Annotated in this window: 18 protein-coding genes; 4 read left to right on the top strand and 14 right to left on the bottom strand. The window is 60.9% G+C overall.

Annotated features, from left to right (window positions below):
* Positions 1-163: 163 nt before the first annotated feature.
* Genes fusA through rpsL form a run of 3 tightly spaced genes read right to left on the bottom strand, consistent with a single transcriptional unit; the run spans position 164 to position 3,160 of the window.
* Positions 164-2,287 carry an elongation factor G gene (fusA, locus tag OE747_RS15505; RefSeq protein ID WP_263829473.1) on the bottom strand — a complete coding sequence of 708 codons (2,124 nt, stop codon included), beginning with the start codon at positions 2,285-2,287 and terminating at the stop codon, positions 164-166.
* 15 nt (positions 2,288-2,302) lie between these two features.
* Positions 2,303-2,773, bottom strand: a complete 471-nt coding sequence (gene rpsG / locus OE747_RS15500; protein ID WP_093034634.1) for a 30S ribosomal protein S7 — start codon at positions 2,771-2,773, stop codon at positions 2,303-2,305.
* Positions 2,774-2,788: 15 nt separating this feature from the next.
* The gene (rpsL, locus tag OE747_RS15495; RefSeq protein WP_093034637.1) at positions 2,789-3,160 is read right to left on the bottom strand and encodes a 30S ribosomal protein S12; all 372 of its coding nucleotides are present in this window, start codon (positions 3,158-3,160) and stop codon (positions 2,789-2,791) included.
* Between the two features lie 345 nt (positions 3,161-3,505).
* Here rpsL and OE747_RS15490 point away from each other — a divergent pair, with 345 nt between their 5' ends.
* Positions 3,506-4,312: a putative rhamnosyl transferase gene (locus tag OE747_RS15490; RefSeq protein ID WP_263829472.1), complete on the top strand. Its 807-nt coding sequence runs from the start codon at positions 3,506-3,508 to the stop codon at positions 4,310-4,312.
* A 2-nt stretch (positions 4,313-4,314) separates the two neighbouring features.
* The gene (locus tag OE747_RS15485) at positions 4,315-5,133 is read left to right on the top strand and encodes a putative rhamnosyl transferase (protein WP_263829471.1); all 819 of its coding nucleotides are present in this window, start codon (positions 4,315-4,317) and stop codon (positions 5,131-5,133) included.
* Here OE747_RS15485 and OE747_RS15480 read toward each other — a convergent pair.
* The 3 genes from OE747_RS15480 to OE747_RS15470 all read right to left on the bottom strand — a co-directional run bounded on the left by OE747_RS15480 (position 5,113) and on the right by OE747_RS15470 (position 7,544).
* Entirely contained in the window at positions 5,113-5,982 is an 870-nt protein-coding gene (locus tag OE747_RS15480) for a DMT family transporter (RefSeq protein ID WP_263829470.1), read from the bottom strand. The genes OE747_RS15485 and OE747_RS15480 overlap by 21 nt on opposite strands.
* A 111-nt stretch (positions 5,983-6,093) precedes the next feature.
* Positions 6,094-7,233, bottom strand: coding sequence for an MFS transporter (locus tag OE747_RS15475; RefSeq protein ID WP_263829469.1), 1,140 nt, complete (start codon positions 7,231-7,233; stop codon positions 6,094-6,096).
* A gap of 71 nt (positions 7,234-7,304) precedes the next feature.
* Positions 7,305-7,544 (bottom strand): hypothetical protein, encoded by a 240-nt coding sequence (locus OE747_RS15470; protein ID WP_263829468.1) that lies wholly within the window; start codon positions 7,542-7,544, stop codon positions 7,305-7,307.
* 167 nt (positions 7,545-7,711) lie between these two features.
* Here OE747_RS15470 and OE747_RS15465 point away from each other — a divergent pair, with 167 nt between their 5' ends.
* Positions 7,712-8,227 carry a DinB family protein gene (locus tag OE747_RS15465; RefSeq protein WP_263829467.1) on the top strand — a complete coding sequence of 172 codons (516 nt, stop codon included), beginning with the start codon at positions 7,712-7,714 and terminating at the stop codon, positions 8,225-8,227.
* Positions 8,228-8,299: 72 nt separating this feature from the next.
* Here OE747_RS15465 and rpoC read toward each other — a convergent pair whose 3' ends face one another.
* The 8 genes from rpoC to nusG form a co-directional block, all read right to left on the bottom strand.
* Entirely contained in the window at positions 8,300-12,541 is a 4,242-nt protein-coding gene (gene rpoC, locus OE747_RS15460) for a DNA-directed RNA polymerase subunit beta' (protein WP_263829466.1), read from the bottom strand.
* Between the two features lie 53 nt (positions 12,542-12,594).
* Positions 12,595-16,731 carry a DNA-directed RNA polymerase subunit beta gene (rpoB, locus tag OE747_RS15455; protein WP_263829465.1) on the bottom strand — a complete coding sequence of 1,379 codons (4,137 nt, stop codon included), beginning with the start codon at positions 16,729-16,731 and terminating at the stop codon, positions 12,595-12,597.
* A 250-nt stretch (positions 16,732-16,981) separates the two neighbouring features.
* Entirely contained in the window at positions 16,982-17,362 is a 381-nt protein-coding gene (rplL, locus tag OE747_RS15450) for a 50S ribosomal protein L7/L12 (protein ID WP_263829464.1), read from the bottom strand.
* An 81-nt stretch (positions 17,363-17,443) separates the two neighbouring features.
* Positions 17,444-17,962 carry a 50S ribosomal protein L10 gene (gene rplJ / locus OE747_RS15445; protein ID WP_263829463.1) on the bottom strand — a complete coding sequence of 173 codons (519 nt, stop codon included), beginning with the start codon at positions 17,960-17,962 and terminating at the stop codon, positions 17,444-17,446.
* A 290-nt stretch (positions 17,963-18,252) separates the two neighbouring features.
* On the bottom strand, positions 18,253-19,176 hold the full coding sequence (locus OE747_RS15440; protein WP_263829462.1) for a glycosyltransferase family 2 protein: 924 nt from the start codon (positions 19,174-19,176) through the stop codon (positions 18,253-18,255).
* A gap of 214 nt (positions 19,177-19,390) precedes the next feature.
* Positions 19,391-20,089, bottom strand: coding sequence for a 50S ribosomal protein L1 (gene rplA, locus OE747_RS15435; RefSeq protein ID WP_263829461.1), 699 nt, complete (start codon positions 20,087-20,089; stop codon positions 19,391-19,393).
* A gap of 1 nt (position 20,090) precedes the next feature.
* The gene (gene rplK, locus OE747_RS15430; RefSeq protein WP_093034661.1) at positions 20,091-20,516 is read right to left on the bottom strand and encodes a 50S ribosomal protein L11; all 426 of its coding nucleotides are present in this window, start codon (positions 20,514-20,516) and stop codon (positions 20,091-20,093) included.
* A gap of 108 nt (positions 20,517-20,624) precedes the next feature.
* A complete protein-coding gene (nusG, locus tag OE747_RS15425) occupies positions 20,625-21,158 on the bottom strand; it encodes a transcription termination/antitermination protein NusG (protein ID WP_164131686.1) in 534 nt (177 codons plus the stop codon).
* On the opposite strand from nusG, the gene OE747_RS15420 reads away from it, so the two are divergent.
* Positions 21,157-21,306 carry a hypothetical protein gene (locus OE747_RS15420; protein WP_263829460.1) on the top strand — a complete coding sequence of 50 codons (150 nt, stop codon included), beginning with the start codon at positions 21,157-21,159 and terminating at the stop codon, positions 21,304-21,306. The two genes, nusG and OE747_RS15420, sit on opposite strands and share 2 nt — an antisense overlap.
* Positions 21,307-21,363: the final 57 nt, after the last annotated feature.

The raw sequence follows: 21,363 nt of genomic DNA, 5'->3' as shown, positions 1-21,363 counted from the left end.
TCTTGCCGTGGTCAACGTGCCCAATCGTGCCGATGTTGACGTGCGGTTTCGTACGCGCGAACTTTTCCTTTGCCATTGCAAAGCTCCTTTTTTCTTACAGACGGCGCGCGATCACGCGCACCAACAGGAAGGACGGGGTGCGTGGTTTCCCACGCACCTCGGGTTATGCAAATTTCGCCTGAATCTCTTCCGAGATGTTCTGCGGCACCGGATCGTAGTGATCGAACTGCATCGTGAACTGGGCGCGGCCCGACGACATCGAACGCAGGGTGTTGATGTAGCCGAACATGTTGGCCAGCGGCACGAACGCAGCAATTGCGATCGCGTTGCCGCGGTTCTCCTGGCCCGACACCTGGCCCCGACGCGAGGTCAGGTCGCCGATGATGCTGCCGGTGTATTCTTCCGGAGTCACCACTTCGACCTTCATGATCGGTTCCAGCAGTTTCGCACCGGCCTTCTTCATGCCTTCGCGCATACCCATGCGGGCGGCGATTTCGAAGGCCAGAACGCTGGAGTCCACATCGTGGAACTTGCCGTCGATCAGGGCGACCTTGAAGTCGATAACCGGGAAACCGGCCAGCGGGCCCGAATCCATCACCGACTTGATGCCTTTTTCGACGCCGGGGATGTATTCCTTCGGAACCGCACCACCAACGATCTTGGATTCGAAGGAATAGCCTTCGCCCGGCTCGGTCGGCGAAATGACCAGCTTGACCTCGGCGAACTGGCCCGAACCACCCGACTGTTTCTTGTGGGTGTAGGTGTGCTCCACCTGTTTGGACACGGTTTCGCGATAGGCCACCTGGGGCGCACCGATGTTGGCCTCGACCTTGAATTCGCGCTTCAGACGATCCACCAGGATGTCGAGGTGAAGTTCACCCATGCCCTTCATGATGGTCTGACCCGATTCCAGATCGGTTTCGACGCGGAAGGACGGGTCTTCGGCGGCCAGACGGGCCAGACCCTGAGACATCTTCTCCTGGTCGTTCTTGGTCTTGGGCTCGACCGCGATCTCGATCACCGGATCCGGGAAGGTCATGGTTTCGAGAACCACGGGCTTGGACGGATCACACAGGGTGTCGCCGGTGGTGGTCTCTTTCAGACCTGCCAGCGCGATGATGTCGCCTGCAAAGGCTTCTTCGATCTCCTCGCGGTTGATCGCGTGCATCATCATCATCCGGCCAACGCGCTCGCGCTTGCCTTTGGTCGAGTTGATCATTTGGTCGCCCTTCTTGAGGACGCCCGAGTAGATGCGGGTAAAGGTCAGCGAGCCGACAAACGGGTCGTTCATGATCTTGAACGCCAGTGCCGCGAAGGGCTGCGCGTCATCGGCCGAACGGGCGATGTTGCGCTCTTCGTTTTCGTCGCCCGGTGCAAAGCCCATATAGGCCGGCACGTCGAGCGGCGACGGCAGGAAGTCGATGACCGCGTTCAGCAGCGGCTGCACGCCCTTGTTCTTGAACGCCGAACCGGCAGCAACCGGAACGAAGCTGAGCGACAGGGTGCCCTTGCGGATCAACTTGCGCAGGGTGGCTTCGTCGGGCTCGTTGCCTTCGAGATAGGCTTCCATCGCCTCGTCGTCCTGTTCGACGGCGAGCTCGATCAGGTTGTTGCGCCATTCTTCGGCAACATCCTGAAGGTCTTCGCGGATCGGCTGACGAACCCAGCTTGCGCCGAGGTCTTCACCCTTCCAGACCCACTCTTCCATCTTGATCAGGTCGACGATGCCTTCCAGCTTGTCCTCGGCGCCGATCGGCAGGGCGATCGGTGCGGGGATCGCGCCGGTGCGCTCCTTGATCATCTTCACGCAGTTGAAGAAGTCAGCGCCGATCTTGTCCATCTTGTTGACGAACACGATGCGCGGAACCTTGTAGCGGTCAGCCTGACGCCACACGGTTTCGGTCTGCGGCTCGACGCCGGCGTTGGCGTCCAGCAGACAGACGGCACCGTCGAGAACCGCCAGCGAACGCTCGACTTCGATGGTGAAGTCAACGTGGCCGGGAGTGTCGATGATGTTGAAGCGGTATTTGGTGTCCGAGGTACCTTCGGCGGTCGGATCTTCCTGACGCTGCCAGAAAGTCGTGGTCGCAGCCGAGGTGATGGTGATCCCGCGTTCCTGTTCCTGCTCCATCCAGTCCATGGTGGCAGCGCCATCATGCACTTCGCCGATCTTGTGCGATTTGCCGGTGTAGTAGAGGATACGCTCGGTCGTGGTAGTCTTGCCCGCGTCGATGTGGGCCATGATACCGAAGTTGCGGTATCGCGTAAGGGGATATTCGCGTGCCATGTCTGCTCGCTCCTATTACCAGCGATAATGGGCGAAAGCCTTGTTGGCTTCGGCCATCTTGTGGGTGTCTTCGCGCTTCTTCACGGCAGTCCCGCGCGACTGGACAGCGTCCAGCAGCTCGCCGGCGAGGCGTTCTTCCATGGTGTTTTCGTTGCGCTTGCGGGCGGCGGTGATCAGCCAGCGGATCGCCAGGGCCTCACGACGTTCGGGGCGCACTTCGCACGGCACCTGATAGGTGGCACCGCCGACACGACGCGAACGAACCTCGACCGAGGGTTTCACGTTGTCGAGCGCTTCGTGGAACACTTCCACCGGGGCGCGCTTGATCTTGGTCTCGACGCGGGTCAGCGCGTTGTAGACGATGGTTTCTGCGACCGACTTCTTGCCGTCGATCATCAGGTTGTTCATGAACTTGGTCAGAACGCGGTCGCCATATTTGGCGTCGGGCAGAACTTCGCGTTTCTCTGCTGCGTGACGGCGCGACATGCTCGTCTCTCCTTCTTACTTCGGACGCTTCGCGCCGTACTTCGAACGGCGTTGCTTACGGTTCTTGACGCCCTGGGTATCCAGAACACCGCGCAGGATGTGGTAACGCACACCGGGAAGGTCTTTTACACGGCCGCCACGGATCAGGACAACCGAGTGCTCTTGCAGGTTGTGGCTTTCACCGGGGATGTAGGAGATCACTTCGAAACCGTTGGTCAGGCGAACCTTGGCAACTTTCCGCATAGCGGAGTTCGGTTTCTTCGGAGTGGTGGTGTACACGCGGGTGCAGACGCCGCGTTTCTGCGGGCACTGCTCCAGGTGCTGGGACTTCGAGCGTTTTACTTTCGGCTGCCGCGGTTTGCGGATCAGCTGTTGAATCGTTGGCATTCCGGTTTCTTCCCCGTTTTGCAACACACATGTCATGCACGCGCGCTGCGTGCGGCTTCATTCTTTGCGCGCTTGCGCTAACGCAAACACAAAACCCGCGAGCGTTCCCATTCCGAGGTGAACGTCGCGGTTGGTTCTCAGAGGATCGGGACGATGAAATTGTCCGGACCTTGACCACGTCTATTTGAAATCGGATATGGGGTATCCCCGGTTTCCGAGATGCTGCGCGTAATAGGGGGAGTCGGCAGCAGTGTCAACAGCCCCAGAGGATGTTGCCAAGCGCCCGGCAGACTGCCAATGTCGGGGCAACGCGCTCCTACAGGTTTGTTCATGGATAGCAAAGACATGCAAGCGATCGGCCTGTGTCGGTTCTCTTACCCGGCGTTGGGCGGCTTTCAGGTCGAGCATGCGACAATAGAAGAGCGCATTGCCTATCTATATGCCGAGGCGCGGCTTGAGGAACGGTTCCAACTGATGGAGGCCGTTGCCCTGCCTTGTCTGCGCGAGCAGACCGATCAGGAGTTTGAACTGATCATCGTCATAGGCGACAGCCTGCCCAGGGTGCACAGCGACCGGCTGCATGACCTGACCGCCGACATGCCCCAGGTCCGCATCGTCGCGGAACCACCCCGCCCCCAGCGCGAGGTGATGAAGGAGCTTCTGAACGCCGCCCGCAAGGATCCCTCCAAGCCTTGCCTGCAGTTCCGCCACGACGACGACGATGCGATCTCGGTCGATTTCATCGAACGGCTGCGTCAAACGGTGACCGATTGTCCGGGGCTGATCCGCGACAATCGCACCGTGGCGGTGGACTTCAACCGGGGTTATGTGGCCGAGGTCGGGCCCGACGGCATCTCGGCAACCGAAACCGTCCGGTCGCTCTATGTCGCGTCGCTGGGTATGTATGTGGCGGGCAAGTGTGGTCTTACGATCATGAACTTTGCCCACGAAAAAATCGGCCGTTTCATGCCGGTGATCAGCCTGAGCGATGCGCCGATGTGGGTCCGGACACACAACGGCTACAACGACTCGCGCCAGAAGAAGGTGAAACCAGTCCCGGTAGAACCCTTGACCGAGGCGCAGAAAGCCGAGTTTTCCGTTCGGTTTGCGGTTCGACAAGAACACGTCAAGCAGGTGTTTTCGGAGCAATGACAATGCAGGTTCTCGGTCTTTGCCGGTTCAGCTATCTTGGTCACGGCGGTTTCAAGATCATGCATGAAACACTCGACGAACGCCGCGCTTATCTCTATGCCCCCGAGCGCATGGAAGACAGGTTCCGCCAGTTTGAGGCGATCACTCTTCCCACTATCGCCGGGCAGACCGACCAGAACTTCGATTTCGTCATCGCCATTGGCGAATGCTTCCCCGACCACTATCTGGGCCGTCTGCAAGACCTGACCCGCGATGTTCCCCAGATCCGTATTCGTGCCTTTCCCCCGCTTCGTCACCGCACCGCGATGGCGCGCGCGCTCGACGAAGCCCGGCAGGACATCGACACGCCTTGCCTGCAATTCCGCCTTGACGACGACGACGGCATGGCGCGCGATTTCGTGGAGCGTTACCGGCAGGTGGCCGAGGATACCCGCGCGTTCTGGCAAAGGCACCCGGCGGTGGCGGTGGATTTCAATACTGGCTATGTCTTCCGCTGTGGCACACTTGGGATCGAAGTGTCCCCGTTTCAATTCGCCTACAGCGCCATTGCACTGGGTGTGATCGTCGCCCCGGGCCATACTGAAGGGATCATGCATCAAGGGCACCACAAGCTGTGGACCCTTATGCCGACCATCACCGTGCCGGGCGAGGACATGATGCTGCGCGGGCACAACGAATTTAACGACTCGCGGGCCAAACCGGGCGCCAAACAGTTCGAGTACGTTCCGCTGGATACGAATGCGGAGGCTTACTTCAAGGCCCGATTCAACGTAGATAATGCGCGGGTGAAGGAGATCTTCTCAGCCCCGCCGACGGCGTGAGCGTTCGCGGAAAAGGGTGAACAGCCCGGTGGCGACAACCAGTCCTGCGCCCAGCATGGTGACAGGATCAGGCCAGTTGCCAAAGATCAACCAGCCCAACCCCAGTGCCCAGATCAGGCTGGTGTAACGGAACGGAGCGATGAACCCCACCTCGCCCACGCGCATCACCATGACGCTGCACAGGTACCCCATCAGGACAAAGACCGACGCGCCAAGGATGAGCAACCCCAACTGCCAGTCGAGCGGCACCCACGAAACAGTCAGGGATCCCATAAGACCCAGTAAGGTAACCGTGAGGGCTGTCGCCAGGGTGACGACCATAGAGGGCACATGCGCGGACATTCGACGTGTGATTAAGTCGCGCGCGGTCACGCAAGTGACGGCCAGCAGCGCATAGATGGCATGGGTGGTGAACCCGTCCGGCCCCGGCCGCACGATCAGCAGCATGCCGCAAAACCCGATGCCGATTGCCAGCATGCGCCGCCAGCCCACCGGCTCGCCAAAGATCAGGGCCGCCCCCAGAGTGACGGTCAACGGCAAAGCCTGCAACACGGCGGTAACATTCGCCAACGGCATGTTCATCAGCGCGGTCAGAAAGAAGAAGGTGGCGCCAATTTCGGATACGCACCGCATCGCCACAAGCACTCGGTCGCGGCGGTCGAACCTCAGGTGCAGCGCCCCCAGATGCCGGGCGAGCAGGAACACCCAGACAGACGTCAGCGCTCCGCGCAGGGTGATGATCTGGAACAGAGGAAGGCTGCTGCCAAGCAACTTGACGATAGCATCGTTGACGGTAAAGGCTGCCATGCTGCCCATCATCAACAACGCCCCGCGGGTATTGGGTGACATGTTCCGACCTCTTCGCAGGGAACCTTCGCCGGCGTCGCCCGAGCGTTCGTTCACAAGCTAACTGGTCTGTTCTGACCTGCTCTGCTGAAAATGGCAAGATGGCGCGGGCGTTCAACTCAGGCTGCGTCGCCGATGCATCCAGAGGTGGAGAAGAATTCCCAGTGCATAGAACAAGATCACCGCCGCGAGCATTCCGCCCGTTCCCCCGCGTTGCAGAACGAGCATCAGAACCGGGGTACCCAGCGTGTTTCCCAGATTGCCCATCTGGGCCATCGCCCCATTGGCCAGCGCCCGGTCGCGGGCTGTTGCGTTCAGCTGTGGGATCGCTGCGAAACTCGCCCCCTGCACCAGCCCCAACGCGGCAAACAGCGCGATGCAGGTCGCGGCGGGCGGAAAGCCCAGCCAATGGCCGCAAAGCACCAGAGCAGACAGCGCAAACCCCGCCATCACGATGCGCACCGCCGGCCAGTATCGCAGCAGCGGCGTCACTATCAGCAGCGACACACCAATGCTCGCCACCGGCATCAGCCCGACCACCGCCACACGCTGCGCCTCTGGAAGCAGACCCGGAAGGATCGCGACCAGAGAGACAAATGTCAGTGTGTAGAACAGCCAGCCCATGGCCGGAGCGGCGACAAAGGCCGATCTGTAAGCTTCCCGATGTTGCTGAAGTATCTCGGCAAAACCCAAGTGATCACCCGAGACGGCTTGGGCATTGTCGGCATCCAGAAACCACCAGACCAGCACGGCAAGGGTCGCCATGGCGGCGCCATGAATCAGAAACAGCATCTGGGTACCAAAGACCTGAGCCAGTGGCAGGCCAAGCCAGGCCACGATGGAAAAAGCCACGGCAAAAAAAGTGCTCCAGAGCGTCATCGCCGGTCCGCGCAAGCGGTGGCTGGCAATTTGAGCAATCAGGGTCGGCGCGGCGACGACAATCACCAGGTGCGATAGGCCCTCGATAATCCGGCTGGCCAGCATCACGGGGAATCCGGGCAATGTGGATTGCCATATCGAACACACCGCGCCCACCGTCAGCCCGATCACCAGAAGCCGCCTGAACCCGTAGCGGGCGACGAGAATGCCCGCCGTCATCCCCAGCAAGATCCCGGCAAAGCTGATCATCGACAGCAACAGGCCAAGCCCCGCACCGCTCTCCGGATAGCGCTGAGCGATTAGGTCAAAGGGAACGGCGATCTTGGCGAACTGCCCCGCCGCCCCCAGACCGGCGCACCAGAGCAGAAGGATCAAACCTATGGAGCTAACGGGATTACGAACCATAGCATAGCGTTACTCGGTTCCCAACGGCAGAACCATAGGTTTCAGGCGTCCAGCGCGTCCGCCAGCCAACCGACGGTATCGAGCGCAGCGCGCAATGCCTGATCTTCGTTGGCGTAGCGGCCCGTGCCGTGGTGGCCGATACTGTACCAGCCGCGCCCGTCTTCGGGGTCGCGGCGGAATTCGTCGAAACCAAACGAACCGTCCGGTCGCAGAAAAATATCGACGCAGATCGTCTCGCCATCCAGGTTGATCGAGCGAAGAACCTTGTTCACATGGGCCATCGTGCGAGCCTGGCAGATTTTGACGGCTGTAACAACGGCTGCGCCGCTATGGCAATTTGTGCTAGTCTGCAACGGCGCGATGCTTGGTCATCAGCGCTCTGACCGAGCCGGGCGCTGTCCCGTACAACCTCCGGTCGCTTCCCCCAAATCGTAACAAAGGAGCCGTCATGCCTGACAAACATCATGTATTGACCATGGCCAGATACAACATGTGGCAGAACCAGAGCCAGCTTACCGCCGCTGGCGGTCTGAACGATGCCGCGCTGGAACTGGATCGGGGCGCGTTCTTCGGGTCGATCCGCAGAACCCTGTCGCACCTCTTCTGGGCCGATCAGCTATGGCTGAGCCGGTTTGCGCAGACACCGCCGCCGACGGTCGGTGGCAAGGAATCTGTCAATTTCGTCAAGGACTGGAGCCATTTTCCGGACGAGCGCGCGGCCCTGGATCGGAGCATCCTTAACTGGGCGCACAGCGTCACACCGGATTGGTTCGATGGCAGACTGAGATGGACCTCGGTCATGCTGAACGGCGAACAGGTTACTCCGCGCAAGACCTTGGTGCTTGGCTTCTTCAATCACCAGACCCACCACCGGGGCCAGATCCACGCCATGCTGACGGCGGCCGGTGCCATGCCCGCGGATACCGATATCATTCTGATGCCCGAACGCTTCGCCGCGATGTGATCCCGCCAAAAGAAAGACCCCCGCGCCATCGCGCGGGGGTCTCTGTCTTGCTACGCTTCCGGTCCGACCAGATCAGTTGCGGCTTTCCGGAGTGTCGACCAGCGAGTCGAAATCGTCATCGACGATATCGGCATCCATGATCGGCGCGGCCAGGGCAGCGGCGGCTTCGGCCTCTTCGCGACGGGCGGTGATCACCACGTTGTCACGCTGCGTCGCGATATGGCGGACGCGCTGGGTCGCACCACCGGTACCCGCCGGGATCAGGCGGCCGACGATGACGTTCTCCTTGAGACCAACCAGCTTGTCCATCTTGCCCTGAACCGAAGCCTCGGTCAGGACACGGGTGGTTTCCTGGAAGGAGGCCGCCGAGATGAACGAACGGGTCTGCAACGACGCCTTGGTGATCCCCAAGAGAATCGGCTCACCCGAGGCCGCACGACCACCGCGGGCGATGATCTTTTCATTGGCGGCGTCGAACTCCTGCTTGTCGACATGTTCACCTTTGAGCAGGGTGGTATCGCCGCTGTCGGTGATCTCCCATTTTTGCAGCATCTGGCGCACGATGACTTCGATGTGCTTGTCGTTGATCTTCACGCCTTGCAGACGATAGACCTCCTGCACCTCTTTCACCATGTAGTTGGCCAGAGCCTCGACACCCAGGATCGACAGGATGTCGTGCGGGGCCGGGTTGCCGTCCATGATATAGTCACCCTTCTGCACGAAGTCGCCTTCCTGCACCGGGATGTGCTTGCCCTTGGGCACCATGTATTCGACGGGCTCCAGACGGTCGTCCGACGGTTCGATGGTGATGCGACGCTTGTTCTTGTAATCGCGTCCGAACCGCACATAGCCATCGGCTTCGGCGATGATCGCGTGATCCTTGGGACGACGGGCCTCGAACAGTTCTGCCACGCGGGGCAGACCCCCGGTGATGTCCTTGGTCTTGGCGCCTTCACGCGGGATACGGGCAATGACGTCACCGGCCTCGACGGTCTGGCTGTCTTCGACAGACAGGATCGCATCCACCGACATCGGGTAGTGTACCGGGTTGCCGGCATCGTTGCGCACCGGTTCGCCATCTTCACCGACCAGGATGATCTCGGGCTTCAGCTCGCTGCCGCGCGGGGCGGCACGCCAGTCGATCACGATCTTCTGGGTCATGCCAGTCGCTTCGTCGGTCTCGTCGCGCACCGCAAGGCCCGAAACGAGGTCGACATATTTCGCGGTACCGGCTTTCTCGGCGATGATCGGCAGGGTGTAGGGATCCCACTCGAACAGCTTGTCGCCGCGCTTGACCGCTGCACCGTCCTTGACGAACAGCTTGGAACCATAGCCCAGCTTGAAGCTGGCACGCTCCTCGCCCTGCGCATCCTTGATCAGCAGCTTCATGTTGCGGCCCATGACCAGGCTTTCGCCTGCGGCATTGAGCAGAAGCTGCGGATTCTCGAACGCGATGGTGCCGTCTTGGTTGGCTTCCTGGAAGGACTGCTGGCCACCCTGGGCAACGCCGCCGATGTGGAAGGTCCGCATCGTCAGCTGTGTTCCCGGCTCACCGATTGACTGCGCGGCGATGATGCCGACAGCTTCGCCGATGTTCACCCGGGTACCGCGCGCCAGGTCACGCCCGTAACACTGGGCGCAAACGCCCTCTTCGCTTTCGCAGGTCAGCGGCGACCGGACGCGGGAGGTCTGCACACCGGCTTCGTGGATGGCATCCGCCATCCGTTCGTCGATGAGCTGGCCAGCGGCCACGATCACCTCATCCGTGCCCGGACGCAGGATATCGTCGGCCGCGACACGACCCAGGATACGCTCGGCCAGCGAGGCGACGATTTCACCATCGTTGACGGCGGCCTCGGCGGTGATGCCGCGGTCGGTGCCGCAATCGGGCTCGCGCACGATGCAGTCCTGCGCCACGTCCACCAGACGACGGGTCAGGTAACCCGAGTTCGCCGTCTTCAGAGCGGTGTCCGACAGACCTTTCCGTGCGCCGTGGGTCGAGTTGAAGTATTCAAGAACGGTCAGACCTTCCTTGAAGTTCGAGATGATCGGCGTCTCGATGATGTCGCCGTTGGGCTTGGCCATCAGGCCGCGCATGCCGCCCAGCTGCTTCATCTGGGTCACCGAGCCCCGCGCGCCCGAGTGGGCCATCATGTAGACCGAGTTCGGTTCCTGGTCGGCGCCGTTTTCGTCCTTCTTGACCGACGAGATGGTGTTCATCATCGCCTCGGTGACGCGGTCGTTACACTTCGACCAGGCATCGACGACCTTGTTGTACTTTTCGCCCTGAGTGATCAGGCCGTCCATGTACTGCTGTTCAAAGTCCTTCACCTGTTCGCGGGTGTCCTCGACGATACCCCATTTGTCATCGGGGATCACCATGTCGTCCTTGCCGAACGAAATGCCCGCCTTGAACGCCTCGCGGAAGCCCATGGTCATGATCTGGTCGCAGAAGATCACCGATTCCTTCTGACCGCAGTAGCGGTAGACGGTGTCGATCACCTGCTGCACTTCTTTCTTGCGCAGCAGACGGTTGACCAGTTCGAACGGAGCCTTGTTGTTCATCGGCAGGAGCGCGCCCAGGCGCACACGGCCCGGCGTGGTCTCGACCCGCTTGTAAACTTCGTTGCCCTCGTCGTCGATCTGCTTGATCCGCGCGGTGATCTTGGTGTGCAGATGCACCTCTTTTGCGTCCAGCGCGTGCTGCACCTCGTCAATCGAGCCAAAGACCTTACCTTCACCCGGCATGCCTTCGCGTTCCAGGGTCAGATAGTAAAGACCCAGGATCATGTCCTGCGACGGCACGATGATCGGCGCGCCGTTGGCAGGCGACAGAACGTTGTTCGTGGACATCATCAGGACGCGGGCTTCCAGCTGGGCCTCAAGGCTCAGCGGCACGTGCACGGCCATCTGGTCGCCGTCAAAGTCGGCGTTGAAGGCCGAACAGACCAGCGGGTGCAACTGGATCGCCTTGCCTTCGATCAGCATCGGCTCGAACGCCTGGATGCCCAGACGGTGCAGCGTCGGCGCACGGTTCAACAGAACCGGATGCTCGCGGATCACCTCGTCCAGGATATCCCAAACCTCCGGACGCTCTTTCTCGACCAGTTTCTTGGCCTGCTTGACGGTGCTGCTGAGGCCCTTGGCCTCTAGCCGCGAATAGATGAACGGCTTGAACAGTTCGAGCGCCATCTTCTTGGGCAGGCCGCACTGATGCAGTTTCAGTTCCGGACCGGTCACGATGACCGAACGGCCCGAGAAGTCGACGCGTTTCCCCAGAAGGTTCTGACGGAAGCGGCCCTGCTTGCCTTTCAGCATGTCCGACAGCGATTTCAGCGGGCGCTTGTTGGCGCCGGTGATCACGCGGCCACGGCGGCCATTGTCGAACAGCGCATCGACCGACTCTTGCAGCATCCGCTTTTCGTTGCGGACGATGATATCGGGCGCGCGCAGCTCGATCAGGCGCTTCAGACGGTTGTTCCGGTTGATCACCCGGCGATACAGGTCGTTCAGGTCCGAGGTCGCGAAACGGCCACCGTCCAGCGGCACCAGCGGGCGCAGTTCCGGCGGAATGACCGGGATCACGGTCATCACCATCCACTCGGGACGGTTGCCAGACTCGAGGAAGCTTTCGACAACTTTCAGCCGCTTGATGATCTTCTTGGGCTTCAACTCGCCGGTGGCCTCGGCCAGATCGGCGCGCAGCTGTTCGGCTTCGGCTTCCAGGTCGATCTGGGACAGCATCTCGCGGATCGCCTCAGCGCCGATATTAGCGGTGAAGGCATCCATGCCGAACTGGTCCTGTGCATCCATGTACTCTTCTTCGGTCATCAGCTGACCGTAGGTGAGATCGGTCAGGCCCGGCTCGGTGACCACGTAGTTTTCAAAGTAGAGGATGCGTTCCAGATCCCGAAGGGTCATGTCCAGCATCAGGCCGATCCGGCTGGGCAGCGACTTCAGGAACCAGATATGGGCCACGGGCGCGGCCAGTTCGATATGGCCCATACGCTCGCGACGGACCTTTTGCAGCGTCACTTCCACACCGCATTTTTCGCAGACAACGCCGCGATATTTCATGCGCTTGTACTTGCCGCACAGGCATTCGTAATCCTTGATCGGGCCAAAAATACGGGCGCAGAACAGGCCGTCACGCTCGGGCTTGAACGTGCGATAGTTGATGGTCTCGGGCTTCTTGATCTCGCCATAGGACCACGAGAGGATCCGCTCGGGGCTGGCCAGCGACACCTTGATCTCGTCAAAGACCTTCGGCGGCGTCAGCGGGTTGAACGGGTTGTTCGTCAGTTCCTGGTTCATTTGTTTTCCTCAAATTCGTGCGGAAGGGATGATGGGGTAAGGGCGCGCGGCCCTTACTCGTCCACCTCCGCATCCAGGAGTTCCATGTTCAGGCCGAGGCCGCGGACTTCCTTGACGAGAACATTAAAGCTCTCGGGAATGCCCGCTTCGAAGTTATCCTCGCCCTTGACGATCGATTCATAGACCTTGGTACGGCCTGCCACGTCATCCGACTTCACCGTCAGCATCTCTTGCAGGGTATAGGCGGCGCCATAGGCTTCCAGAGCCCAGACTTCCATCTCCCCGAAGCGCTGACCACCGAACTGCGCCTTGCCGCCCAACGGCTGCTGGGTCACCAGGCTGTACGGTCCGGTCGAACGCGCGTGGATCTTGTCGTCGACCAGGTGGTGCAGCTTGAGCAGGTACTTGATGCCCACGGTGACCGGACGCGCGAACTGCTCGCCGGTGCGGCCGTCGAACAGGATGCTCTGGCCGCTGGTGTCAAACCCGGCGCGTGTCAGCGCGTCGTTGACGTCAGCCTCTTTCGCGCCGTCGAACACCGGCGTCGCGATCGGCACACCGCGGGTGACATTGCCCGCAGCTTCGACCAGCGCGTCGGCGTCCAGGCCCGAGATGCCCTCTTCGTACACGTCCTCGCCATAGGCGTGGCGCATCGCGTCGCGCACCGGGGTCAGGTCACCCGACCGGCGATACTCTTGCAGCGCATCGTCGATCCGCAGACCCAGGCCGCGTGCGGCCCAACCCATATGGGTTTCCAGGATCTGACCGACGTTCATCCGCGACGGCACACCCAGCGGGTTGAGACAGAAGTCTACCGGAGTACCATCCGCGAGGAACGGCATGTCCTCCATCGGTACCACTTTCGAAATCACACCCTTGTTGCCGTGACGGCCGGCCATCTTGTCGCCCGGTTGCAGCTTGCGCTTCACCGCGATGAAGACTTTGACCATCTTCATCACACCCGGCGGCAGGTCGTCGCCGCGGCGGACCTTCTCGACCTTGTCCTCGAACCGGGCATCCAGAGCACGCTTTTGCAGCTCGTACTGCTCGTTCAGGGCCTCGACGATCTTGGCGTCTTCCTCGTTCTCCAGGGCCAGCTGCCACCACTGACCACGGGTCAGGGTTTCCAGCAGGTCCTCGGTGATCTCGGAACCCGGCTTGATGCCCTTGGGACCCTTGACCGCGACCTTGCCCATGATCAGCGATTTCAGACGCGCATAGATATTGCGGTCCAGGATCGCCAGCTCGTCGTCCCGGTCACGGGCCAGACGTTCGACTTCCTCGCGCTCGATCTGAAGCGCACGTTCGTCCTTGTCGACGCCGTGGCGGTTGAAGACCCGGACCTCGACCACGGTACCGTAGTCACCCGGCTTTACCCGCAGCGACGTATCGCGCACATCCGATGCCTTCTCGCCAAAGATGGCGCGCAGCAGTTTTTCTTCCGGCGTCATCGGGCTTTCGCCCTTGGGCGTGATCTTGCCCACCAGAATGTCGCCCGGCTGCACTTCGGCACCGATATAGACGATGCCCGCCTCGTCGAGGTTGCGCAGCGCTTCCTCGCCGACGTTCGGGATGTCGCGGGTGATCTCTTCCGGCCCAAGCTTGGTGTCACGGGCGGCGACCTCGAATTCCTCGATATGGATCGAGGTAAAGACGTCATCACGCGCGATGCGCTCGGAGATCAGGATCGAGTCCTCGTAGTTGTAACCGTTCCACGGCATGAAGGCCACGACCACGTTCTTGCCCAGGGCCAGTTCGCCCATGTCGGTCGACGGGCCGTCTGCAATCACTTCACCCTTGGACACCATGTCACCCACCTTGACCAGCGGACGCTGGTTGATGCAGGTGTTCTGGTTTGAGCGCTGGAACTTGCGCATGCGGTAGATGTCGACGCCCGCATCGCCCAGTTCCAGATCCTCGGTGGCCCGGATCACGATCCGCTGCGCATCGACCTGGTCGATGATACCGGCACGTTTTGCCTGAATGGCCGCGCCCGAGTCGATGGCGACCTTGGCCTCGATCCCGGTGCCGACCAGCGGCGCCTCGGCCCGCAGGAGCGGAACCGCCTGACGCTGCATGTTCGAGCCCATCAGAGCGCGGTTGGCGTCGTCGTTTTCCAGGAACGGGATCAGCGAGGCCGCAACAGAAACCAGCTGTTTTGGCGATACGTCGATCAGGTCCACGTTTTCAACCGGGGCCAGGGTATAATCGCCAGCCTGACGGGTGTTGACCAGTTCGTTCACGAACCTGCCGTTCTCGTCCAGCGTCGCGTTGGCCTGTGCCACCGTGTGACGCATTTCCTCGGTCGCGGACATATAGTGCACCTCGTCGGTGACCTGTCCGTCATTGACGACGCGATACGGGGTCTCGATGAAGCCGTACTTGTTGACGCGGGCAAAGGTGGCCAGCGAGTTGATCAGACCGATGTTCGGACCTTCGGGCGTTTCAATCGGGCACATCCGGCCATAGTGAGTCGGGTGCACGTCGCGCACCTCGAAACCAGCACGCTCGCGGGTCAGACCGCCCGGCCCAAGTGCCGACAGGCGGCGCTTGTGGGTGACTTCGGACAGCGGGTTGGTCTGGTCCATGAACTGGCTGAGCTGCGAAGAGCCGAAGAATTCGCGCACCGCAGCAGCTGCCGGTTTCGCGTTGATCAGGTCCTGCGGCATGACGGTGTCGATCTCGACCGAGGACATGCGCTCCTTGATCGCCCGCTCCATACGCAGAAGGCCCACACGGTACTGGTTTTCCATCAACTCGCCGACCGAGCGCACCCGACGGTTGCCCAGGTGGTCGATATCGTCGATATCGCCCTTGCCGTCGCGCAGTTCGACAAGGGCGCCGATGCAGGCGATAATGTCTTCGCGGCGCAAGGTGCGCTGGGTGTCGGCGGCATCAAGGTCGAGACGCATGTTCATCTTGACCCGACCAACGGCCGACAGGTCATAGCGCTCGCTGTCAAAGAACAGGGTGTCGAACATGGCCGAGGCGGCCTCGACGGTGGGCGGCTCACCCGGACGCATGACGCGATAGATATCCATGAGCGCGGTTTCCCGGTTCATGTTCTTGTCCTGCGCCATGGTATTGCGGATGTAGGGACCGACGTTGATGTTGTCGATGTCCAGAACCGGGATATCGGTGATACCCGCATCCAGCAGTTCCTTGACGGTACCACCGACCAGATCGCCGTCCTTGTCGTATTCCAGGGTCAGCTCGTCGCCAGCCTCGACATAGATCGCGCCGGTTTCCTCGTTGATGATATCCTTGGCCACGAACTTGCCGACGATGTGCCCGAACGGAACCAGCAGGCTCTTGACGGTGCCCTCCTCGATCAGCTTCTTCACCGCGCGCGGAGTGATCTTCTTGCCGGCCTCGGCAATCACCTCGCCCGTTCCGGCATCGACCAGATCATAGGTCGGGCGGGTGCCGCGCACACGGTCGGGGAAGAAGGGCGTGACCCAGCCCTTCTTCTTCTCCAGCTTGAAGGAGATGGTCTTGTAATAGGCATCCATGATGCCTTCCTGATCGAGACCCAGCGCATAGAGCAGCGTCGTCACCGGCAGCTTGCGGCGACGGTCGATGCGGGCGAACACGATGTCCTTGGCGTCAAACTCGAAGTCCAGCCACGAGCCGCGATACGGGATGATGCGGCAGGCGAACAGCAGTTTGCCCGAGGAATGGGTCTTGCCCTTGTCATGGTCGAAGAACACGCCCGGCGAACGGTGCATCTGGGACACGATCACCCGCTCGGTCCCGTTCACGATAAACGTGCCGTTGGGCGTCATGAGCGGCATGTCGCCCATGAACACGTCCTGCTCCTTGATGTCCTTCACGCTCTTGCCGCCGGTATCCTCGTCGACATCGAACACGATCAGGCGCAGGGTGACCTTCAGCGGCGCGCTATAGGTCATGTCGCGCTGCATGCACTCCTCGACGTCGTACTTCGGCTTTTCCAGCTCGTATTTGACAAATTCCAGAACACTGGTCTCGTTAAAGTCCTTGATCGGAAAGACCGACTGGAACACGCCCATGATGCCTTCGCCATCGGCGGGCTTGGCGCCGTCGCCGGAGTTCAGGAACAGGTCGTAGGAGGATTTCTGGACCTCGATGAGGTTCGGCATTTCCAGCACTTCGCGGATCTTGCCGTAATACTTGCGAAGACGTTTCTGGCCAAGGAACGATTGAGCCATGTCAGATGTCACCTTTTCATTTTCTCACCGGTCAAGGGCGCCGCCGGGCCCCGGCGCCTTGACCATTCGAGACGACACGTTCGGATCAATTCATGGCCACCGTCCCGAGTGGCGGCCTCCCGATGCTCGAACCGCGTCTTAGAAAACGCCCCTCTGCCAGAGGCCCTTTCTAAGACAGGTTCGGCTGGACCCGGAGTTTTCCGGGCCCAGCCAATACTACGATGCGTCTGCGACGCACCTGTAACAGTGCTTAGGCCAGTTCGACCTCGGCGCCGGCTGCTTCCAGCTTGGCCTTGATCTCTTCTGCTTCTGCCTTTGCAATGCCTTCCTTGATCTTGCCGCCGGCTTCGACCAGGTCCTTGGCTTCTTTCAGGCCCAGACCGGTGATGCCGCGAACTTCTTTGATCACGTTGATCTTCGAAGCGCCGGCGTTCTTCAGAACGACGTCGAATTCGGTCTTTTCTTCTTCGGCAGCTGCGCCGCCGGCGTCGCCGCCTGCTGCTGCCATCATCACGGCGCCGCCAGCTGCGGGCTCGATGCCGTATTCGTCCTTCAGGATGTTTTTCAGTTCCTGTGCTTCCAGCAGGGTCAGACCCACGATGCTTTCTGCGAGTGCTTTCAGATCAGCCATTTTATCAGCTCTTTCCGTTTACAGTGTGTGTGTTCCAACGTCGGGGCACATGCCCCACGCAGATCATTCAGTGCCAACCGCTTACGCAGCTTCCGCCTTCTCGATGATGGTGGAAAGGATGCCAGCGATGTTGCTTGCAGGTGCGCCAATCGCGCCAGCGATGTTCGAAGCGGGTGCGCCGATGCACGACACGATCTGAGCGATAAGCTCTTCGCGCGACGGCATTTTCGACACGGCTTCGACGCCAGCACGGTCCAGAGCCGCTCCGCCCATTGCACCGCCGAGGATCTCAAACTTCTTGTTATCCTTGGCGAAGCCCTCGGCCACCTTGGCTGCTGCCACGGGGTCCTCGGAATAGGTCAGAACGGTCATACCCGTCAGCAGGTCGGCCATGCTTGCACACGGCTTTCCCTCAAGGGCGATTTTGGCGAGCCTGTTCTTGGCAACACGCACGGACCCACCCACTTCGCGTGCACGCGCGCGCAGGTCCTGCATCTCGGCAACTGTCAGACCGGCGTAGTGAGCAACCACCACGACGCCAGAGCTTTCGAAGATCTGGCCGAGTTCCTCGACCACTTTCTCTTTCTGGGCTCTATCCACAGTTCTCTCCAAGTTTGGGACGTTGAGGCGTCCCGGCTCATATTTGCCGGGCTCGCACCCGGCGTTCATGTCCGCATTACGGGGCTGAGCCAAATAATCGCCCGAGGGTCGAGCCCTCGATCTCTTTGGTCCTTCCCGTCTCAGGCAGGAAATTAAGACCACGAATGCGGCCACCCACCGTCTTGGACGAAACGAAATAAAGCGCACGACGAATCGCACGCTTTACATCGAAGCCTTACTTAGGGCAGAGCGGCGGGGTTTCCAAGAGGTAAAACGACCGATCGGCGCGATCAGGCCGCTGGATACCCCACTTCGAAACGACGGGCCGCAGTTCCGTCGAGATCAATAGCGAGCTCAAGGCTCACGCCTTCCGCACGCAACCGGTCCAGTCGTTCGGCATCAACTCCGTGCAGATCGGAATGCAGGGCCCGCAGCTGCTCCTCGGCGTCGGGTAGGTCGAGCATCTCGCGGATCCGCTCGGTCAGGGGCACGGTAAACCCACTGGAGGCGAGCCGCCATTCAAGCTTGGCCCGCCAGACGTCATAGTCCAGCCCGATGTGATGAAGCAGTGCCGCGCCCTCGCGAACCGGCACGTATCGCTCGGCGATCTCGCTGCCATCGGCGCGCTGCGCCCAATGCTGACGCAGGCTGACGCCCGGCAGACCGCAGCGGACAAAGGATTTCCCTTGCGGATGACCAATCAACCCCTTTCTGCGGGGGCCGAACAATGCCGCGCTGTCGCCATAGACCCGGCGGGCAACATCCCGCTCCATCGGCAGGCGATAGACATTGCCCGACAGTCCCGCCGGGGCCGCAACAATTTCCGCGGTTTCCACCCGAACCGCCTCTGTTGCCTCGGGCATGGCAGCCAGAAAGTCGGATATTGTCCCGTCGTTGACATACAGGAACTCGTCCGCATCGACATTCAGCAGCCATCCGTCCGGCATTGACCTATAGACCCAGCTCAGCGCCATGTTCTGCCGCTTGGTAAAACGTGTGTCGGGCGTCAGTCCCAGATCGGCCCAGAATTCGGCGGTACACGGGATACAGGTCACCGAGGGATGGTTGGCAAGCACCTCCTGCGCAGGATCATCCGGGTTGTCGAACAGCAAAGTAAGACCCGACGCGCCCGCCTCGAGATACCACGCTGCAAACCGCAACGTATCGACGAGCGGCTCGTTAAGGATGGCGCCCACGCGCCATTGCGAGGTCATGCCTCACACCTTTTTGTCATTGCTGCCCGCCTCTGTCATCGCTGGACGTTTTTTCGCGGCGACCGTACACCGAAGGCCGCAGTCAAGTCAAAACGGCGTTGGGCATCAGCACAGTATCGGCAGAGCAGGTTGCAAAAAAGAAAAACCCGGCACCGCCGCTAGCGGTGCCGGGTTCAATGATCAAGCCACGACCGAGGTCGTCGCCCGTTGTCTCTTAGTTACCCGAGGCGCTTGCCACGTCAACCGACACGCCCGGACCCATGGTCGAGCTGAGCGCGATCTTTTTCAGATAGGTGCCCTTTGCACCGGTCGGCTTGGCCTTGGCCACGGCATCCACAAAGGCGCGGACGTTTTCGACCAGCTTGGCCTCGTCGAACGACACCTTGCCGACGCCTGCATGGATGACACCGGCCTTTTCGGCCTTGAACTGCACTTCACCGCCCTTGGCGTTCTGCACGGCCTGGGCGACATCCATGGTCACGGTGCCAACCTTGGGGTTCGGCATCAGGTTGCGCGGGCCGAGGATCTTACCCAGACGGCCGACAACCGGCATCATGTCCGGGGTCGCGATGCAGCGGTCGAACTCGATCTTGCCGGACTGGATGGTCTCCATCAGGTCCTCGGCGCCAACGATGTCCGCACCAGCGGCCTGTGCCTCGTCGGCCTTGGGGCCACGGGCAAAGACGGCGACGCGCACGGTCTTGCCGGTACCGTTCGGCAGGCCGACAACACCACGGACCATCTGGTCCGCGTGACGCGGATCAACGCCCAGGTTCATCGCGATCTCGACGGTCTCGTCGAACTTGGCCGAGGCCGACGACTTGATCAGGGCGACAGCTTCTTCGACCGACAGGTTTTCCTTGCCGGCAAAAGTTTCGCGGGCTGCGCGGGTGCGTTTTCCAAGCTTTGCCATCTTACTTCACCTCGATGCCCATGGACCGGGCCGAGCCCAGGATGATCTGCATTGCGCCATCGATGTCGTTGGCGTTCAGATCCTTCATCTTTGCCTCTGCGATCTCACGCACCTGCGCAACGGTGACGGTGCCGGCGGTTGCGCGCGAGGGGGTCTTGGAACCCGACTGGATCTTGGCGGCCTTCTTCAGGAAATAGGACGCGGGCGGCGTCTTGATTTCCATGGTGAAGGATTTGTCCTGGTAATAGGAAATCACGGTCGGGCAGGGTGCGCCCACTTCCATGTCTGCGGTCTTGGCGTTGAACGCCTTGCAGAATTCCATGATGTTGATGCCGCGCTGACCCAGCGCCGGACCAACTGGCGGCGACGGGTTCGCCTTGCCTGCGGGCACCTGAAGCTTCAGCGTGCCGATCAGTTTCTTGGCCATTGGCCTTCTCCTTTTTCAACACCTTCGGGGCGCGCCCCTCGGGTTCTCATGTTGTGTGGTCCGGCACAGGATGACGCGTCACCCCGAACCTCCCACATTGCATTCACCTCAGGCCTGTTTGGCGACCTGGGTGAAATCCAGTTCGACCGGGGTTTCCCGGCCAAAGATCGACACCGACACGCGCAGTTTCTGGCTGTCGTCGTCCACGCCCTCGACCATGCCGTCGAAACCTTCGAACGGACCGTCGTTGACCTTGACCCGCTCGCCGATCTCGAACGAGATCAGGGTGCGCGGCGCCTCTTCACCTTCCTGCACGCGGTTGAGTATCTGGTTGACCTCGGCATCGCGCATCGGCATCGGGCGGCCCTGCGGGCCCAGGAAACCGGTGACCCGGTTGATCGAGTTGATCAGGTGATAGCCCCGATCGGACATTTCCATGTGCACCAGAACATAACCGGGCATGAAACGGCGCTCGGTCGTGACCTTCTTGCCCCGGCGCACCTCGATGACCTCTTCGGTAGGCACCAGCACTTCGTCGATCTGATCCTCAAGGCCATTCTCGGCGACCGAGGAACGGATCTGCTCTGCGACCTTCTTTTCGAAGTTCGAAAGAACGCTGACCGAGTACCACCGTTTCGCCATGAACCTGTCGTCCTTGTCTTGTTTTGCCAGGTCGCTCAAGCGCCCTGGCGAATGTGTCGATTTCTGCCGCAGCGAAGCCGCGCTCTCCGGAACAAAAAGCGGCGCGCAGCTCGAATCGCCGCACGCCCATCCCAAAGGTTCCGCGTGAACTAGCCCCTGAACCGCCGATGTGCAAGACCGGATTGTCCACCCGGCCCGTAGCGGG

This window comes from Ruegeria aquimaris (genome assembly GCF_025751555.1).
Classification (GTDB): Bacteria; Pseudomonadota; Alphaproteobacteria; order Rhodobacterales; family Rhodobacteraceae; genus Ruegeria_B; species Ruegeria_B aquimaris.
Note: the sequence above shows the minus strand (reverse complement) of the source record. Positions and strands in the feature narration are given on the sequence as shown.

Excerpts from the sequence above, each read along its gene's own strand:
- OE747_RS15490 (WP_263829472.1), top strand. The coding sequence starts at position 3,506 with ATGCAAGCGATCGGCCTGTGTCGGTTCTCTTACCCGGCGTTGGGCGGC.
- rpoB (WP_263829465.1), bottom strand. The coding sequence starts at position 16,731 with ATGGCTCAATCGTTCCTTGGCCAGAAACGTCTTCGCAAGTATTACGGC.
- nusG (WP_164131686.1), bottom strand. The coding sequence starts at position 21,158 with ATGGCGAAACGGTGGTACTCGGTCAGCGTTCTTTCGAACTTCGAAAAG.
- rplL (WP_263829464.1), bottom strand. The coding sequence starts at position 17,362 with ATGGCTGATCTGAAAGCACTCGCAGAAAGCATCGTGGGTCTGACCCTG.
- OE747_RS15420 (WP_263829460.1), top strand. The coding sequence starts at position 21,157 with ATGAACCTGTCGTCCTTGTCTTGTTTTGCCAGGTCGCTCAAGCGCCCT.
- fusA (WP_263829473.1), bottom strand. The coding sequence starts at position 2,287 with ATGGCACGCGAATATCCCCTTACGCGATACCGCAACTTCGGTATCATG.
- OE747_RS15480 (WP_263829470.1), bottom strand. The coding sequence starts at position 5,982 with ATGTCACCCAATACCCGCGGGGCGTTGTTGATGATGGGCAGCATGGCA.
- rpsG (WP_093034634.1), bottom strand. The coding sequence starts at position 2,773 with ATGTCGCGCCGTCACGCAGCAGAGAAACGCGAAGTTCTGCCCGACGCC.
- rpoC (WP_263829466.1), bottom strand. The coding sequence starts at position 12,541 with ATGAACCAGGAACTGACGAACAACCCGTTCAACCCGCTGACGCCGCCG.
- rplK (WP_093034661.1), bottom strand. The coding sequence starts at position 20,516 with ATGGCCAAGAAACTGATCGGCACGCTGAAGCTTCAGGTGCCCGCAGGC.
- OE747_RS15465 (WP_263829467.1), top strand. The coding sequence starts at position 7,712 with ATGCCTGACAAACATCATGTATTGACCATGGCCAGATACAACATGTGG.
- rpsL (WP_093034637.1), bottom strand. The coding sequence starts at position 3,160 with ATGCCAACGATTCAACAGCTGATCCGCAAACCGCGGCAGCCGAAAGTA.
- OE747_RS15440 (WP_263829462.1), bottom strand. The coding sequence starts at position 19,176 with ATGACCTCGCAATGGCGCGTGGGCGCCATCCTTAACGAGCCGCTCGTC.
- OE747_RS15470 (WP_263829468.1), bottom strand. The coding sequence starts at position 7,544 with ATGGCCCATGTGAACAAGGTTCTTCGCTCGATCAACCTGGATGGCGAG.
- rplA (WP_263829461.1), bottom strand. The coding sequence starts at position 20,089 with ATGGCAAAGCTTGGAAAACGCACCCGCGCAGCCCGCGAAACTTTTGCC.
- OE747_RS15485 (WP_263829471.1), top strand. The coding sequence starts at position 4,315 with ATGCAGGTTCTCGGTCTTTGCCGGTTCAGCTATCTTGGTCACGGCGGT.